Source organism: Streptomyces diastaticus subsp. diastaticus, from assembly GCF_011170125.1.
Taxonomy (GTDB): Bacteria; Actinomycetota; Actinomycetes; order Streptomycetales; family Streptomycetaceae; genus Streptomyces; species Streptomyces diastaticus.
Genome location: NZ_BLLN01000002.1, coordinates 1 through 13,742 on the forward strand (window position 1 = coordinate 1; position 13,742 = coordinate 13,742).

Annotated in this window: 12 protein-coding genes; 8 read left to right on the plus strand and 4 right to left on the minus strand. The window is 74.5% G+C overall.

All coding sequences use genetic code 11. The features are described from left to right. The 5 genes from Sdia_RS01760 to mscL all read left to right on the plus strand — a co-directional run. On the plus strand, positions 1-258 hold a 258-nt coding region (locus Sdia_RS01760), incomplete at its 5' end, for a TrkA C-terminal domain-containing protein (protein WP_276529934.1). A 261-nt stretch (positions 259-519) separates the two neighbouring features. Continuing rightward, a complete protein-coding gene (locus Sdia_RS01765) occupies positions 520-1,842 on the plus strand; it encodes an MFS transporter (protein WP_100456903.1) in 1,323 nt (440 codons plus the stop codon). 67 nt (positions 1,843-1,909) lie between these two features. Then, positions 1,910-2,287 carry an FmdB family zinc ribbon protein gene (locus Sdia_RS01770; protein ID WP_100456904.1) on the plus strand — a complete coding sequence of 126 codons (378 nt, stop codon included), beginning with the start codon at positions 1,910-1,912 and terminating at the stop codon, positions 2,285-2,287. A 139-nt stretch (positions 2,288-2,426) separates the two neighbouring features. Next, complete coding sequence (locus Sdia_RS01775) at positions 2,427-3,317, plus strand: S-methyl-5'-thioadenosine phosphorylase (RefSeq protein ID WP_189400281.1); 891 nt, start codon at positions 2,427-2,429, stop codon at positions 3,315-3,317. Between the two features lie 1,539 nt (positions 3,318-4,856). Beyond that, positions 4,857-5,390, plus strand: coding sequence for a large conductance mechanosensitive channel protein MscL (gene mscL, locus Sdia_RS01785; protein WP_189500109.1), 534 nt, complete (start codon positions 4,857-4,859; stop codon positions 5,388-5,390). Between the two features lie 133 nt (positions 5,391-5,523). On the opposite strand, the gene Sdia_RS01790 is transcribed toward mscL, so the two are convergent. After that, on the minus strand, positions 5,524-5,703 hold the full coding sequence (locus Sdia_RS01790; protein WP_100456908.1) for a hypothetical protein: 180 nt from the start codon (positions 5,701-5,703) through the stop codon (positions 5,524-5,526). 270 nt (positions 5,704-5,973) lie between these two features. Next, positions 5,974-6,801 (minus strand): radical SAM protein, encoded by an 828-nt coding sequence (locus tag Sdia_RS01795; protein ID WP_115067827.1) that lies wholly within the window; start codon positions 6,799-6,801, stop codon positions 5,974-5,976. Positions 6,802-7,425: 624 nt separating this feature from the next. Here Sdia_RS01795 and Sdia_RS01800 point away from each other — a divergent pair. Next, positions 7,426-8,634: a P1 family peptidase gene (locus tag Sdia_RS01800; RefSeq protein WP_189500110.1), complete on the plus strand. Its 1,209-nt coding sequence runs from the start codon at positions 7,426-7,428 to the stop codon at positions 8,632-8,634. Between the two features lie 684 nt (positions 8,635-9,318). Beyond that, a complete protein-coding gene (locus Sdia_RS01805) occupies positions 9,319-10,068 on the plus strand; it encodes a DUF6227 family protein (RefSeq protein WP_100456914.1) in 750 nt (249 codons plus the stop codon). A gap of 393 nt (positions 10,069-10,461) precedes the next feature. Here Sdia_RS01805 and Sdia_RS01810 read toward each other — a convergent pair whose 3' ends face one another. Together Sdia_RS01810 and Sdia_RS01815 are read right to left on the minus strand one after the other, a co-directional pair. Continuing rightward, positions 10,462-11,460 carry a sigma-70 family RNA polymerase sigma factor gene (locus tag Sdia_RS01810; protein ID WP_100456915.1) on the minus strand — a complete coding sequence of 333 codons (999 nt, stop codon included), beginning with the start codon at positions 11,458-11,460 and terminating at the stop codon, positions 10,462-10,464. Between the two features lie 723 nt (positions 11,461-12,183). Next, positions 12,184-12,966: a dioxygenase family protein gene (locus Sdia_RS01815; RefSeq protein WP_181843940.1), complete on the minus strand. Its 783-nt coding sequence runs from the start codon at positions 12,964-12,966 to the stop codon at positions 12,184-12,186. Positions 12,967-13,059: 93 nt separating this feature from the next. Here Sdia_RS01815 and Sdia_RS01820 point away from each other — a divergent pair, with 93 nt between their 5' ends. After that, positions 13,060-13,578: a MarR family winged helix-turn-helix transcriptional regulator gene (locus Sdia_RS01820; protein WP_100456916.1), complete on the plus strand. Its 519-nt coding sequence runs from the start codon at positions 13,060-13,062 to the stop codon at positions 13,576-13,578. Positions 13,579-13,742 lie beyond the last annotated feature (164 nt).

Sequence of the window (13,742 nt, forward strand, 5' to 3'; positions counted from 1 at the left end):
GTCGCCGTACCGGAGCACTCCCGGATGCACGGTGTGGAGGTGAGCGAGCTGCGGCTGCCCACCGGCGCCGCCGTCACCCTCGTCGTCCGGGACGGCCGCAGCTTCGTCCCCACCCCCTCCACGCTGCTCCAGCGCGGCGACGAACTGCTGGTCGTCGCCACCGACCCGGTGCGCGACTCGGCGGAGGAACGGCTGCGGGCGGTGGGGCGCGGCGGCAAGCTCGCCGGCTGGCTGGGGACGTCCGGCAAGGAGGAATGAGGCCGGGGCCCGGCCTGCGGCAAGGGCGGGCCCGGGGTGCGTACCGGCGGCTTGTGGGCAGGTCTGCCCCGCGAGCGGCTGTACGATGAACGGACCCTGAACCGACCAACTCTGCCTGACGCGGAGCTGGCGCGACCGTATGGCGGCCGTGGAGTCCTCCCCACCCGGGCGGCCCGGCATCTACCGCAGTTCCGCGCGTTAGTGGACAGCTCTCGGCGCCCGCCATCGGGCACGCCCTCAGGCGGCAGAAAGGGACGGGCCGTGGAATCCACGGTCACTGTCGACCCCTCCGGCCATCGCCCCGACAAGCGCCCCGGATACGGACAGCTGCTGCGCACGCCCGGAGCCTGGACGTTCCTGCTGCCGGGCTTCGCGGCCCGGCTGCCGTTCGCGATGCTGACGATCTCCTTGGTGCTGCTGGTGCAGCACACCACCGGCTCCTACGGCGTGGCCGGCGCGGTCGCCGCCGTCGCCGGTGTCGCCATGGCGCTGCTCGCCCCGCAGGCGGGCAAGCTCGCCGACCGCTTCGGGCAGCGCGCCGTGCTCGTCCCCGGTGTGCTCCTGCACTCGGCGGCGGTCGCGCTGCTGACCGTGCTGGCTCTGACGGATGCCCCCCTGTGGACGCTTTTCGCGGCGGCGGTGCCGACCGGCGCCTCGGTGCCGCAGATCGGGCCGATGGTCCGCGCGCGGTGGGCGGCCCGGCTCGGCGACACCCCGCTCGCGGGCACGGCGGCCGCCTTCGAGTCGGTCACCGACGAGTTGACCTTCGTCCTCGGCCCGGTGATCGCCACGGCGCTGTGCACCGGCGTGCACCCGGCGGCCGGGCTGGCCGCCGAGGGCGCCCTCTCGCTGGTCGGCGGCCTCCTCTTCGCGGCCCAGCGCGCCACCCAGCCCGAGGTCACCCCCCGCACGGCCGCCGGCCGCGACGCCGGGACCTCCCGCTCGGCCCTCTCCCTCGCCGGCGTCCGCGTCCTCGCCATCGCCTTCCTCGGTATCGGCACGGTCTTCGGCGGCCTCCAGGTCTCCCTGACCGCCTTCGCCGAGGAGGCCGGCCACCCGGGCGTGAACGGCCTGCTCTACGGCATCTTCGCGGCGGGCAACACCCTCGCCGGCATCGTCTACGGCGTGGTCGCCTGGTCGGCTCCGCCGCAGCGCCGCCTCCTCGTCGGCTACGCCGCTCTCGCCGTCACCGCCTCCACGCTGTGGGCGATGCCCTCGCTGGCGCCGCTGGCCGTGGCGGGGCTGCTGACCGGCCTGTGCGTGGCGCCGTCCCTGATCACCGGTTACACGCTGATCGACAGCCTGGTCCCGCCGGGCTCGCGTACGGAGGCGTTCACCTGGCTGACCGGCGCGGTCGCTCTCGGCCAGGCCGGGGCGGTCACCGCCTCGGGGGCGCTGGCCGACGCCTTCGGAGCACGGGCCGGGTTCGCGGTGCCGCTGGGCGGGACGGTGCTGGCCCTGCTCGTACTGGTGGGCCTGCGTTCCCGGCTGGTGCCCCGGACCGGCGGCGCGGGCCGCGGGCCGGTGGCGTCCGGGGGAACGGGGCGTGGTATCGGTCACCGAACCCCGGCGGCAGTGGACTGAGGACGCGGAATGCGTCACTATGGATCGTCGTTAGCACTCAATGAGTGAGAGTGCCAGGAGGAAGCAAGTGCCGACGTATCAGTACCAGTGCACCGAGTGCGGCGAGGGCCTCGAGGCGGTGCAGAAGTTCACGGACGACGCGCTGACCGTGTGCCCCAGCTGCGAGGGCCGCCTGAAGAAGGTGTTCTCGGCCGTCGGTATCGTCTTCAAGGGTTCCGGCTTCTACCGCAACGACAGCCGGGGCTCCTCGTCGAGCGGCGCCCCCGGCTCGTCGTCGAAGCCCGCGGAGAAGTCCGAGAAGCCGGAGAAGGCCACCTCCGGGTCGTCTTCCTCGTCCTCCTCGGAGAAGGCCGGGTCCTCCTCCGGCTCGTCGTCGTCCTCGTCCGGGTCGGGGTCCTCCGGCTCTGGCTCTGGCTCCAGCTCCACCAGCACGGCCACCGCCTGAGCCCAGCGGGCCCGGCACCGCCTGATTCCTTCCACGGCCCCGTCCTCCCGGCTTCCGCCGGGGGCGGGGTCGTCGGCGTGGGCGGGCGGCCTCCGGCCCGAAGCGAGCGGCCGGCCGGGCGGCCGCTACCGTACGGCCCATGGTGAACACGGCGCAGGCGACGGCGGACGGCGACACGGCGTACCGGGCGGAGATCGGGGTCATCGGCGGGTCGGGGTTCTACTCCTTCCTCGACGAGGTGACCGAGGTCCAGGTCGACACCCCCTACGGAGCCCCCAGCGACTCCCTCTTCCTCGGCGAGGTCGCCGGGCGGCGGGTCGCCTTCCTCCCCCGGCACGGCCGGGCCCACCACCTGCCGCCGCACCGCATCAACTACCGCGCCAACCTGTGGGCACTGCGCTCGGTGGGCGTACGCCAGGTCCTCGGGCCGTGCGCGGTCGGCGGACTCCGCCCGGAGTACGGGCCCGGCACGCTGCTGATCCCCGACCAGTTCGTGGACCGCACCAAGAGCCGCGTCCAGTCGTACTACGACGGTCTGCCCGTCGAGGACCCCCGGGCGCCCGGCGGGGAGCGCGTACCCGAGGTGGTCCACGTGTCGCTGGCCGACCCCTACTGCCCGGCCGGACGCAAGGCCGCGCTGCGGGCGGCCCAGGGGCGCCGCTGGGAGGCCGTCGACGGGGGGACCCTCGTCGTCGTGGAGGGGCCGCGCTTCTCGACCCGCGCGGAATCGCTCTGGCACCAGGCGCAGGGCTGGTCGGTGGTGGGGATGACCGGCCACCCGGAAGCCGCCCTCGCTCGCGAACTGGAGCTCTGCTACACCTCCCTCACCCTCGTCACCGACCTCGACGCGGGTGCCGAGACCGGCGAGGGCGTCTCCCACGACGAGGTCCTCGGCGTCTTCGCGGCCAACATCGAACGCCTGCGCGCGGTCCTCTTCGACACGGTCGCGGCGCTCCCGGCGGGGCCGGAGCGCGCGTGCCTGTGCGCGCGTGCGCTCGGGGGGCGGGAGACGGGGATCGGCCTGCCGTAGAAGCGAGGCGGCCCCGGGGCCGGCAGGGACCTGCCTCCAGGCCGCCCGGAGGGGCGCCTCCCGCCGCCGTCGGGACCGGCGGTCGGATCGGCGGCGTGGGTCGGCGCAGGTGTCGGTGCTGCTACCGGCGCCGGTGTCCGCCCGGTCGAAGGTAGAGGCTCAACTCGGTTCGAGGTAAAGGGTGTACGGCTCGGCCAGACCGGGGAGGGGGCCGAGTGGGGGCGCATGGCGGAACTCCCCGTTCGAGTCGCCGAGTTGTCCACAACGCCGCCCCCGTCCCCACCCCTCAGCGGTCCGCTCGGCCGGGCCGCATCGTGAGCAGGCCAGTTCCTCTCACGACAGGCGGTGCCCTCCGTGCTCTCCTACGCCCCCGACAGCTTCCCCGCGCCTGCCTCGCCCCGCGCTGAGACTGACGCTTTCGCCTCGGCCGGTCCCGCCGCCTCGGCCGGTCCCGCCACCTCGGCCGACCCCTGCTTCCCCACCGGTTCCGCAGTTCCCGCCGGCCTTGCCGCTCCCGCCGGCCTTCTCGCTCCTGCCGACGAAGCCCGCCTCTCCCCGGCGCCCGGCCCAACCCCGCTCCCTACGCCGGCCCCGCTGCCCCTTCCGCGCGCCGCCAGTTCCTCGGCGTCCGCCCTTCTCAGGCCGCCTCTTGCGCCGCCTGGGGCCGGGGGAGTCGGCTCCCCCTCCCCAGTGGAACCCGCCGTGCCTGGGTACGGAGTGCCGCCGCCGGGCCGGGTGGTCGCCTTCTCGCCGGTACGCGTCCGGGGCGGGCCCCGCTCCGGTCGGGCGGGCCGGTGGCGCGGGCGGGTGCTGGTGGCGGGGTTGCTCGTGGGGGCCTTGTGGTGGGCGATGCCCGGGTTTCTGGAGCCGCAGCGGCTCCCTGAGGCCGAGGGAGCGGGGAGCGCCGCCGCCCGGGCGTCGGCGAGCGCTGCCGGTCCCGGTTCCGGTCCTCGTGACAGTTCCGGTGCCGCTTCCGACGCCGGGAGCGGTTCGGCTGCGGGCACCGCTTCCGGCGGCCGTTTCGTCGCGGCACCCGTGCGGCTGGCCGACGGCGGTACGGCGGGACTCCTGCGAGCAGGCGACCGGGTGGACGTGCTGGCGGCCATGCCCGCCGCTGCCGGCGGCGGACCCGGAAACAGGGCCCGTCGAATCGCCACCTGCGCGGAGGTCCTGCGAGTGCCGGGAGGCCCCGCGCCCAAGGAGCCCCGGAAGGAGGAGGACGCCACGGCAGCGCCTTGGCCCGGCTTCGGCACCACCGGCGGCGACTCCGAAGGGGCGCTGATCCTCCTGCGGGTGCGCCGCGCGACGGCGGAGGCGTTGGCCGGTGCGACGGCGGGACCTACGGCACCCGCCGGAACCGCAGAGAGCGGCCGACTGGTGGTGGCGGTGTGCTGAACCTGCTGCGAATGTTTCACGCCCTGCTCACCGCCCGCCCGTCAAGTCCCTCGATCGTGGGACGCGATTGGACAGGTCGGCCCAACGCTGGCGTAGGTTGCGGAGCTGATTCCTCCAGAACCGTCAGTGAAGAAGGGCCCCGTGGTGAGCGAGAAGAAGGAACCGAGCCTCCTGGACGGCTTCAAGGCGTTCCTGATGCGCGGAAACGTGATCGACCTGGCGGTCGCGGTGGTCATCGGTGCCGCGTTCACCAAGATCGTGAACTCCGTGGTCGAGGGCATCATCAACCCCCTGGTGGGCGCGATCGGCACCCAGGACCTGAACCGCTACAGCTCCTGTCTCGACGGCCCGTGCAGCTACAACCAGGAGACCGGCGAGGTCGTCAAGGGCATCCCGATCATGTGGGGCAACGTCCTCAGCGCCACCCTGAGCTTCCTCATCACGGCAGCCGTCGTCTACTTCCTCATGGTCCTGCCGATGGCGAAGTACCTGGCCCGTCAGGCCGCCCGCAAGGCGGAGAAGGAGGGCGTCGCCGAGACCCTGGAGGTCAGCGAGCTGGAGGTGCTGAAGGAGATCCGGGACGAGCTGGTCGCCCAGCGCTCCGGGACCGGGAACACCGGTCCGGCTCCCCGCGAGGACGGGCCCGGCACCACCGGACCGCAGCCTCCGCAGGGCTGATCCGGACCGTCACCTCCGCGCGGGAGGCGGCCGACGAGCAGGGAAAGCCCGCGGTGGGCGCGGCGGCCCGGCGCCGGCGGGGCGGGGGCGGGCACGGCCTCCCGGCTCGGACGCGGTGCGGGGGCCTCCCGGCTCAGATGTGGTGCGGGGGCTTCTCGTCGAGGAAACGTGCGAGGTCCGCCGCGGACCCGCTGCCGGCGACCTGCTCACCCCAGCCTCGGTCGGTGTCGTCCGAGGACGGTCGGCTCAGCGGGTCGTCGAAGTCCAGGGCGTCCTTCGGGTCACGCGGCTCGGGGCGGTGGGCGCTGCTCATGGCTCCAGCGTACGTCTGCCGGGCCCGCCCGTGCGGGGCTGCCGCGAGTGCGGTCCGCCACCCCTGCGGCGGAGCCTCCGGCTGCCGCTGCTCCCCCGCGTCCCGGCGGCCGGCCGACGGTGGCCGCACCGGACCCACGGCCCGCGCCGGAGTGGGCACCTGGCCGGGCCTCGTCCACAGGACGCCGGATACCGGTCCTGCGGACCGGTGGCCCGGGGCAGCGGTGTGGCGCCAGGGCTCCGCCTCCCCGGTGGGGCGCCAGACGTGCGGTCAGGCGGTGTTCAGCCCCTCGGCGGCGAAGATCGCCCGGGCGGTGCCGAGCTGCTCCTCGGTGGGGACGCGGACGTGGCGCGCCGGAGTGCCGCGGCCGGTCGGCCGCGTCCCCCTCTCACCGGGCCGGCCGCAGGGCAGAACGTCCACGCCGGTGACGTTGCCGAGGGAGGCGGCGAAGCGGGCTGCACCGGTGATGTTCTCCTCTGCGTCGGTCAGCCCGGGGACGAGCACGAAGCGGACCCTGACCTCTCGGCCGAGGCCGGCGAGGCGGCGGGCGAAGGTGAGGGTCGGTCCCAGGTGACGCCCGGTCACCCGTCGGCAGATCTCGGGGTGCGAGGACCTGATGTCGAGAAGGACCAGGTCGACGTCGCGCAGCAGGGCGTCACCCGCCCTCGCGCCGAGGAACCCGGAGGTGCCGAGCACGGTGTGGCAGCCGAGCTCGTGCTTGAAGCGGTGCAGGAGTTCCCCGGCGAAGACGGGCTGGAGCAGCGGTTCGCCGCCGCTGACCGTGAGGCCGCCGCCCGTCTCGATGAGCGGCCGGTGCCGCGCGGCCTCGGTGAGGACCTCGTCGGCGGAGGTACGGCGCCCGTTGCGCGTCCGCACCGTGTCCGGGTGGAGGCAGTACACGCACTGGAGGGGGCACCCCGCGAGCAGCACGGTGAAACGGGTGCCGGGGCCGTCCTTGCCAAAGGACAGGTGCCACGAGTGGACGGAGCCGTTGACCGGCCGCCGCGTGGCGACGCCTGCCGGGGTGGCCGCACCGTTGCCCGGCGGGTACCCGGCGCCGGGTCGTGCGGGGGTGTCTCTGCCGAGCAGTGCGGTCATGGCGGATCTCCTGCCAGGAGGTGGGAGCAGGCCGGGCCGGACGGCGGCGGTGCCTGGTCGGTGACGGGTGCGCGCGGGCGGCGGCCGGTTCGGCCGGGGCGGGATCCGGAGAGCCACCCGCCAGGGCGTCCGGCCGGCGTCCCTGGGCGTCGGCCGCGCGCCGGTCCGCGGGGCGCGGTCGCGGCGGGGCCTGAGCCGCGGGCGGCCTCGGCTCCGCGCCGGGCCCGTCGGCGGTGCCTCCACGGGCACCTGTCGCGGGCGCGGATTCCACCAGGGCCGGGATCATGGCGGGGCGGGCCCCCTCCGGGTCGCTGCGGGGTACCCGTTCATTTCACCGCCTCCCACGGGCGCGCGGTGTCGGCGAAGGTCCCCGTTTCGTCGCCGCAGGTCACTGTTCCCCTGCGGCAGTGCGGCGGAAATGGCACCGAGGAGGTATGCATACGGGCTTGACCTGCGGTTTCACGGGGGACCTTGGTCCCACGGGAGGGCCCGGTGGTCCCTTTGGCCGGGGCCGGGAAAGCCGCCATGGCCGACGAGGGCACCGCCGGGACGTCATTGAGGGAGCGGGGAACCGTGTGGGGAGGCGGGTGGTGCCCACCGGACCGGTCGGGTACGGATGAGGTCATGACGCGACCACCTGACCCCTCGGCCACCGGCACCGGCGAAGGCGGGCCGGACCAGGCCACACCGGCCCGGCCCCCCGCACCCCCGGCCCCGGTGCCCGGACCGCGGGACGCGCTCACGGATGTGGCGGGGTTGCGGGTCGGCCACGCCACGCGCCGGGGCGGCGGCTGGCTCTCGGGCACCACGGTGGTGCTCGCCGAGCCGGGCGGAGCGGTGGCCGCCGTGGACGTGCGCGGCGGGGGACCCGGGACGCGGGAGACCGACGCGCTCGACCCGCGCAACCTCGTGCAGCGGGTGGAGGCGGTGGTGCTGACGGGCGGTTCGGCGTTCGGGCTGGACGCCGCCTCGGGGGTGACGGCCTGGCTGGAGGAACAGGGCCGGGGCGTACGGGTGGGGCCTGCTCCGTACCAGGTGGTTCCGGTGGTTCCGGCGGCCTGTCTCTTCGACCTGGGGCGCGGCGGCGACTGGCGGGCACGTCCGGAGGCGGCGCTCGGACGGGAAGCGGCGGAGCGGGCGGCGGCCGGCGGCCGGGTGGAGCAGGGCGTGGTCGGCGCGGGCACCGGAGCGGTCGCGGGCGGGATGAAGGGCGGCGTGGGGACGGCGAGTCTGCGCCTGCCCTCGGGCCACACGGTGGCGGCGCTGGTGGTGGTGAACGCGGTGGGTTCGGTGTGCGACCCGGCTACGGGGGTGCTGTACGGCAGGTACTTCGCTCAGCGGCCCGGGCCGGGCGGCCGGGCGGTGTGGCCGTCCGCGAAGGTGCACGAGCGGGCGCAGGGCCGGTTGGCCGCGGCGGTCGCGGAAACCGAGCGGCGCGGGGCACCGACGGTGCGGCCCGACGGCGAGGCGGCCACGGCGCACGACGCTCCACCGCCTGGGCGCCCGCCGCTCAACACGACGATCGCCGTGGTGGCCACCGATGCCGGGCTGACCCGCGCGCAGGCCCAGAAGCTGGCCGGGACCTCGCACGACGGGCTGGCGCGGGCGGTGCGGCCGGTGCACCTGCTGCACGACGGGGACACGGTGTTCACCCTGGCCACCGGAGTCAGGCCGATCGCGGGGGGCGCGGTGAACGACGTACTGGCCGCCGGAGCCGACGCCATGACACGGGCCATCGTCAAGGCGGTCCTGGCGGCGGAGTCGGTGGAGACACCGGCGGGCGTCTTCCCCTCGTACCGCGACCTGTACGGAGACCTTGCTCCGCCCACCTGACCGCCACCGCCCGCCGGCCACGGGGAACCGGCACGACCCGGCCGCCACCCCGAGCACCGTCCCGGCCGTCGCGCGCGTCCCCGCGTCCCCGCGTCCCCAGCACCGAGCTGACCCCGTACTGCCCGACCTCCGCGCGGTCCTCGTCCCGCCCGGCCCCTGGTGAGGGAACGGCTCGGACTCCCGGAGCGGCGCTACGGCACGGGCACTCGGCCACGGGCGCTCGACGACGGGCACTCGACGACGGGCCCCGGGGCCCCGACGCCTCCCCTCGACCAGCCGGAGCCCCTGCGTACCGGCCGATCCACGGACCGGCCGGCTCCCACCCGAGCCCGCCCGGCCCCGTCGCCGTCGCCCGGAGAGGCACCACCGGCGCGCCCCCGCGCGTCGGCCGGAGAGCTTCGCACCGCTCCCCGCGCCCCGCGAGGGCGCACATCCAGCGCCGGCCGGCCCCCACAACCGAGCCCGCCCGGCACAACTCCCCTCCGCCTCGCACCACCAGGGGTGAACCCTCGTAAGGCGGGTACGGACACGCTTGGGTGACGGGGTGTCGGATGAGAACAGGGTGGCCTTACTGCGGGAACTCCGGCAGGGCCTGACGCGTTTCCCGTTTCCCGGGCCGGATGTCCGAGCCAGGGGCTACGGTATGCACCCACCAGGTGACATGGAGCAACGCCGGGAGAAACCTTGAGCGTTCCGTACGAGACATGTGGGACCCACGAGGCATTCGAGTCGCCGTACGCCTGCCTTCAGCGACTGCTCGCCCGCACCCTCAACTCCTTCGAACTCCCCGACGAGACGCTGTCCCGGCTCGATACGGCGCTCGCCTACGACAGCTCTCTGCACTCCGCCGCGCACCACAGCGACGGCAGGCGTCGGGAGACGTACCGGCACGTGTGGCTGGTGGCGGACGGTAGTGCCGTCGTCCTGTGGGAGCTGACACACAACACGGCCCCGGACGGGCAGCTCCACCACGAGGTGTACACCGATCTGGAGGAGCTGCGGATCGCCACGGCGAGGCTGCCGCTCCCGAGTGCCGAGCACGAGGCGCTGGAGGCGCCGCCGCTGGTGGTGGACGACAGCGCGGCCGAGCCGCTGCCCGAGCGCGAGTACGAGTGGGGCGACTCCCCGGACCACGCGCGTCGGGTGCTGCGCCGTGCGGAGAACCCGGACCGGCCCGGCGAGGAGGTGGCCGGACTGCTCGCGGGAGCGTTCGCGCACCAGATCACCCAGGCGTTCGGCCGGCTCGACCCGCTGCGGGGCCGCCGTCCCGGCTTCTCCCTCTACGAGCACGCGTTCCTCCTCGCGGACGGCCGCGAGGTGAGTCTCTGGGAGGTCGAGCACACGGCCACCCCCGACGGGCGGCACATGTGCGAGGTCTACGAGACGGAGGCCGCGGCCCAGTCCGCGATGGAGCGCCGGGCCGCCTCCCTCTGACACCTGGCGCCCGAGTGGGGCCCTGCCTGCCGGACCGGGTGCCGGGTGGGTGGGGTGCCGGCGGCTCCTGTGGAGCGGAAGGGCGTCCGGGGTGGGTCGTGGGGCCGGTCCGCAGGAAGCCTCGTAAGCCCGTGGAGCGCGCGGTGGGCAGGTCCGGGCAGAGAGGGACCCCAGCACCCCGGGGGGGGATGGAGTGCTGGGGCCGGGCCCCGGCACCAGGGGGGGCGGGTGCCGGGGGTACTGGGGAGCCAGGTGGCTCTTGGGTCAGCCTGGCTCATGTGGGTCGAGCGTAGGGCGAGCCACGCCGGAGCGCAGGGCCGGGAGGGCCGATCGGGGGGCCGGGACCGTGGAGGTCCCGGCATCCCGCCTCGGCCCGGTCGGGCCGCCGGGAGATCAGGCCGCTGCGTCGAAGCCGGTGTCGTGCGCCATTCGCTTCAGCTCCAGGAGCGCGTGCTTCTCTATCTGGCGGATGCGCTCACGGGTGAGGCCGTGCTGCTTGCCGACCTCCGTGAGGGTGCGCTCCCGGCCGTCCTCGATGCCGTACCGCATCTTGATGATGGAGGCGGTGCGGTCGTCGAGCTGGCCGATGAGGTCGTCCAGCTCCTCGCTGCGCAGCAGCGTGAGGACGGACTGCTCGGGGGAGACCGCGGAGGTGTCCTCCAGGAGGTCGCCGAACTGGGTGTCGCCCTCGTCGTCCACCGACATGTTGAGCGAGACCGGGTCGCGGGCCCAGTCGAGGACGTCGGTGACGCGCTCGGCGGTGCTGCTCAGCTCGGCCGCGATCTCGGCGGGCTCGGGGTCCCGGCCGTTCTCGCGGTTGAACTCGCGCTGGACGCGGCGGATGCGGCCCAGCTCCTCCACGAGGTGGACGGGGAGGCGGATGGTGCGGGACTGGTCCGCGATGGAGCGGGTGATGGCCTGCCGGATCCACCAGGTGGCGTACGTGGAGAACTTGAAGCCCTTGGCGTAGTCGAACTTCTCGACGGCGCGGACCAGGCCGGCGTTCCCCTCCTGGATGAGGTCGAGCAGGGGCAGGCCGCTGCGTGGGTAGCGGCGGGCCACGGCGACGACGAGGCGGAGGTTGGACCGGATGAAGACGTCCTTGGCCCGCTCCCCTTCGGCGACCAGGGCTTCCAGCTCCTCACGGGATGCTCCGGCGGAGTCGCTGTCGACCTCGCCTTCGAGGATCTTCCGGGCGTAGACCCCGGCCTCGATGGTCTGGGACAGCTCCACTTCCTTCGCGGCGTCCAGCAGCGGTGTGCGGGCGATCTCGTCGAGATACATGCCCACAAGGTCGCGGTCGGCGATCTCGCCGGTCGCGCGGACGCTGCCTGCCGCGCCGGTCTCGCCGGAGGCGGCGGGCTGACGACGGGCGACGGCACGGGTTGCCATGCGTGCTCCCTTGCGATGAGTGGTGGACGGCCTGACGGACTCCACATCCGGCGGCCCGGTTGCGGCATCCGTACGGATCAACGATTGCAATCCGGACAGAATTCCCAACCCGCTCATTGTTTTTCCGGATCATGCAGTACCCTGTCCGGCCACAGGCGGGAAGAGTGATCGGAACGACACCGTGCGGGACGGCGGAACCGCAGGTCAGGCCGCGGGTCGAGGAAGATCTCGGGGGTCTCGCGGACCTCTGCGACCACTACGCTCTCCGGACTTCGATCACCTTCGACACGGTGGCGCCTACCCCGAAGGAACGCATGCAGTGGTTCCTCTTCCCACCCCGAGGACGGGCCGCACCGGCTGATGGTTGCCACGCAGCCGGCTCCGTCCGGCCCGAAGCGGGCCGCTCGGGCGGGCGACGAGGCCGCCGCGGCGGCCGAAGGCTGCGTACGCGGCCTCGGCGGAGGTGAGCGTGGGCCGCGCTCCGGGCACGGAGGGGCGCGGGGCGGGGAGCCCGGCACCCGCCGGCGCCCTTCGGCGCGCGGGCCCGTGAGGACCGCACCGGGCGCACGCGGGGGCCGTCCAGCCGAACGAGCCCTCGCGCCGGCCACGCACCCGGCTCCGGCTCCCGCCGCCGGGGACGTACGGGCCGGCAAGGGTGGAAGTCCGGGCGGTACAGGGACGTGCGAGGCACGGGAAGGCGGCGGGCCGAGCGGCGGGTGGGGGCTAGCCGAACTGCACGGAGCGTTTGGCGAGCCCCATCCAGAAGCCGTCGATGACGCTGCGCTGGCCGGCGAGGTCACCGGTGGCGTCGGCGGCGCCGAGGGTGACGAAGAGCGGGGCGAAGTGTTCGGTGCGGGGGTGGGCGAGGCCGCCGGCGGGACTGGTGCGGGTGAAGTCGAGCAGGGCGTCGACGTCGCCGCTGTCGAGGGCGGCCCGTCCCCAGTCGTCGAACTCGGCGGACCAGGAGGGCGTACCGCTCTGCCGCAGCGCGGCGAGGTTGTGGGTGAAGAAGCCGCTGCCGACGATCAGGACGCCCTCGTCGCGCAGGGGCGCCAGTTTGCGGCCGATGTCCATGAGGCGGCGCGGGTCCAGGGTCGGCAGCGACATCTGGAGAACCGGGATGTCGGCGTCCGGGTACATCTCGACGAGGGGCACGTAGGCGCCGTGGTCGAGGCCGCGGTCGGGGATGTCCTGGACGGGGGTGCCGGGCGCGGCCAGGAGTTTGCGGACCGAGTCCGCGAGGGCGGGGGCGCCGGGGGCGGCGTACTGGACGCGGTAGTAGTGCTCGGGGAAGCCCCAGAAGTCGTACACCAGGGGGAGGGTGCGGACGGCGCCGAGGGCGAGCGGAGCCTCCTCCCAGTGGGCGGAGACCATCAGGATCGCGGTGGGGCGGGGCAGGCCGGCGGACCAGGCGGCGAGCTGACCGGGCCAGACGGGGTCGTCGGCGAGGGGCGGGGCGCCGTGACTGAGGTAGAGGGCGGGCATCCGCTCGGCGGGGGCGTTCATGGCGACTCCTGAATACTTGAACTCTCAAGCTCTACGCTCGACCGTAACGCCCTTTTGTTCAACTTTCAAGGAGGGTTCCGTAGAGTGGATGACATGACCATCTCCCCCGGCGATCCGCCCGAGCCCCCGCGGCCGCGCTGGCTCTCCGACGACGAACAGCGCACCTGGCAGGCGTACCTGCACGCGACGACCCTGCTCGAGGACCACCTCGACCGGCAGTTGCAACGCGACGCCGGGATGCCGCACGTCTACTACGGGCTCCTGGTCCAGCTCTCCGAGGCGCCCGAGGGGCGGCTGCGGATGACGGAGCTGGCCGAGGGCGCCAAGATCACCCGCTCACGGCTCTCGCACGCGGTCGCCCGGCTGGAGAAGAACGGCTGGGTACGACGCGAGGACTGCCCGTCCGACAAGCGCGGGCAGCTCGCGGTCCTCACCGACGACGGCCGGGCGATGCTGGTACGCAGCGCGCCCGGCCATGTCGCGGCGGTCCGCCAGGCCCTCTTCGACCGGCTCACCCCGGAACAGGTCGAGTCCCTCGGCGCGATCATGGCGATCGTCGCCGAGGGACTCCAGCCCTCCGGGCGCGGCGCGGACGTGCCCTGGCGGCGTTGACCGGGCACCGAAGCGGTGCCGCCGCGAGCCGTCGGCCCAGGCGGACGGCGACCGGCGCCGGGCCGGCGCGATGAGGACGAGCGTCTCCCGGCGGCGTGGGCCGGGTGCGCCGGCGGTCGGCCCGGCGGAAGGGTCCCGGCCGACGCCTTGTGAGCCAGTTCACG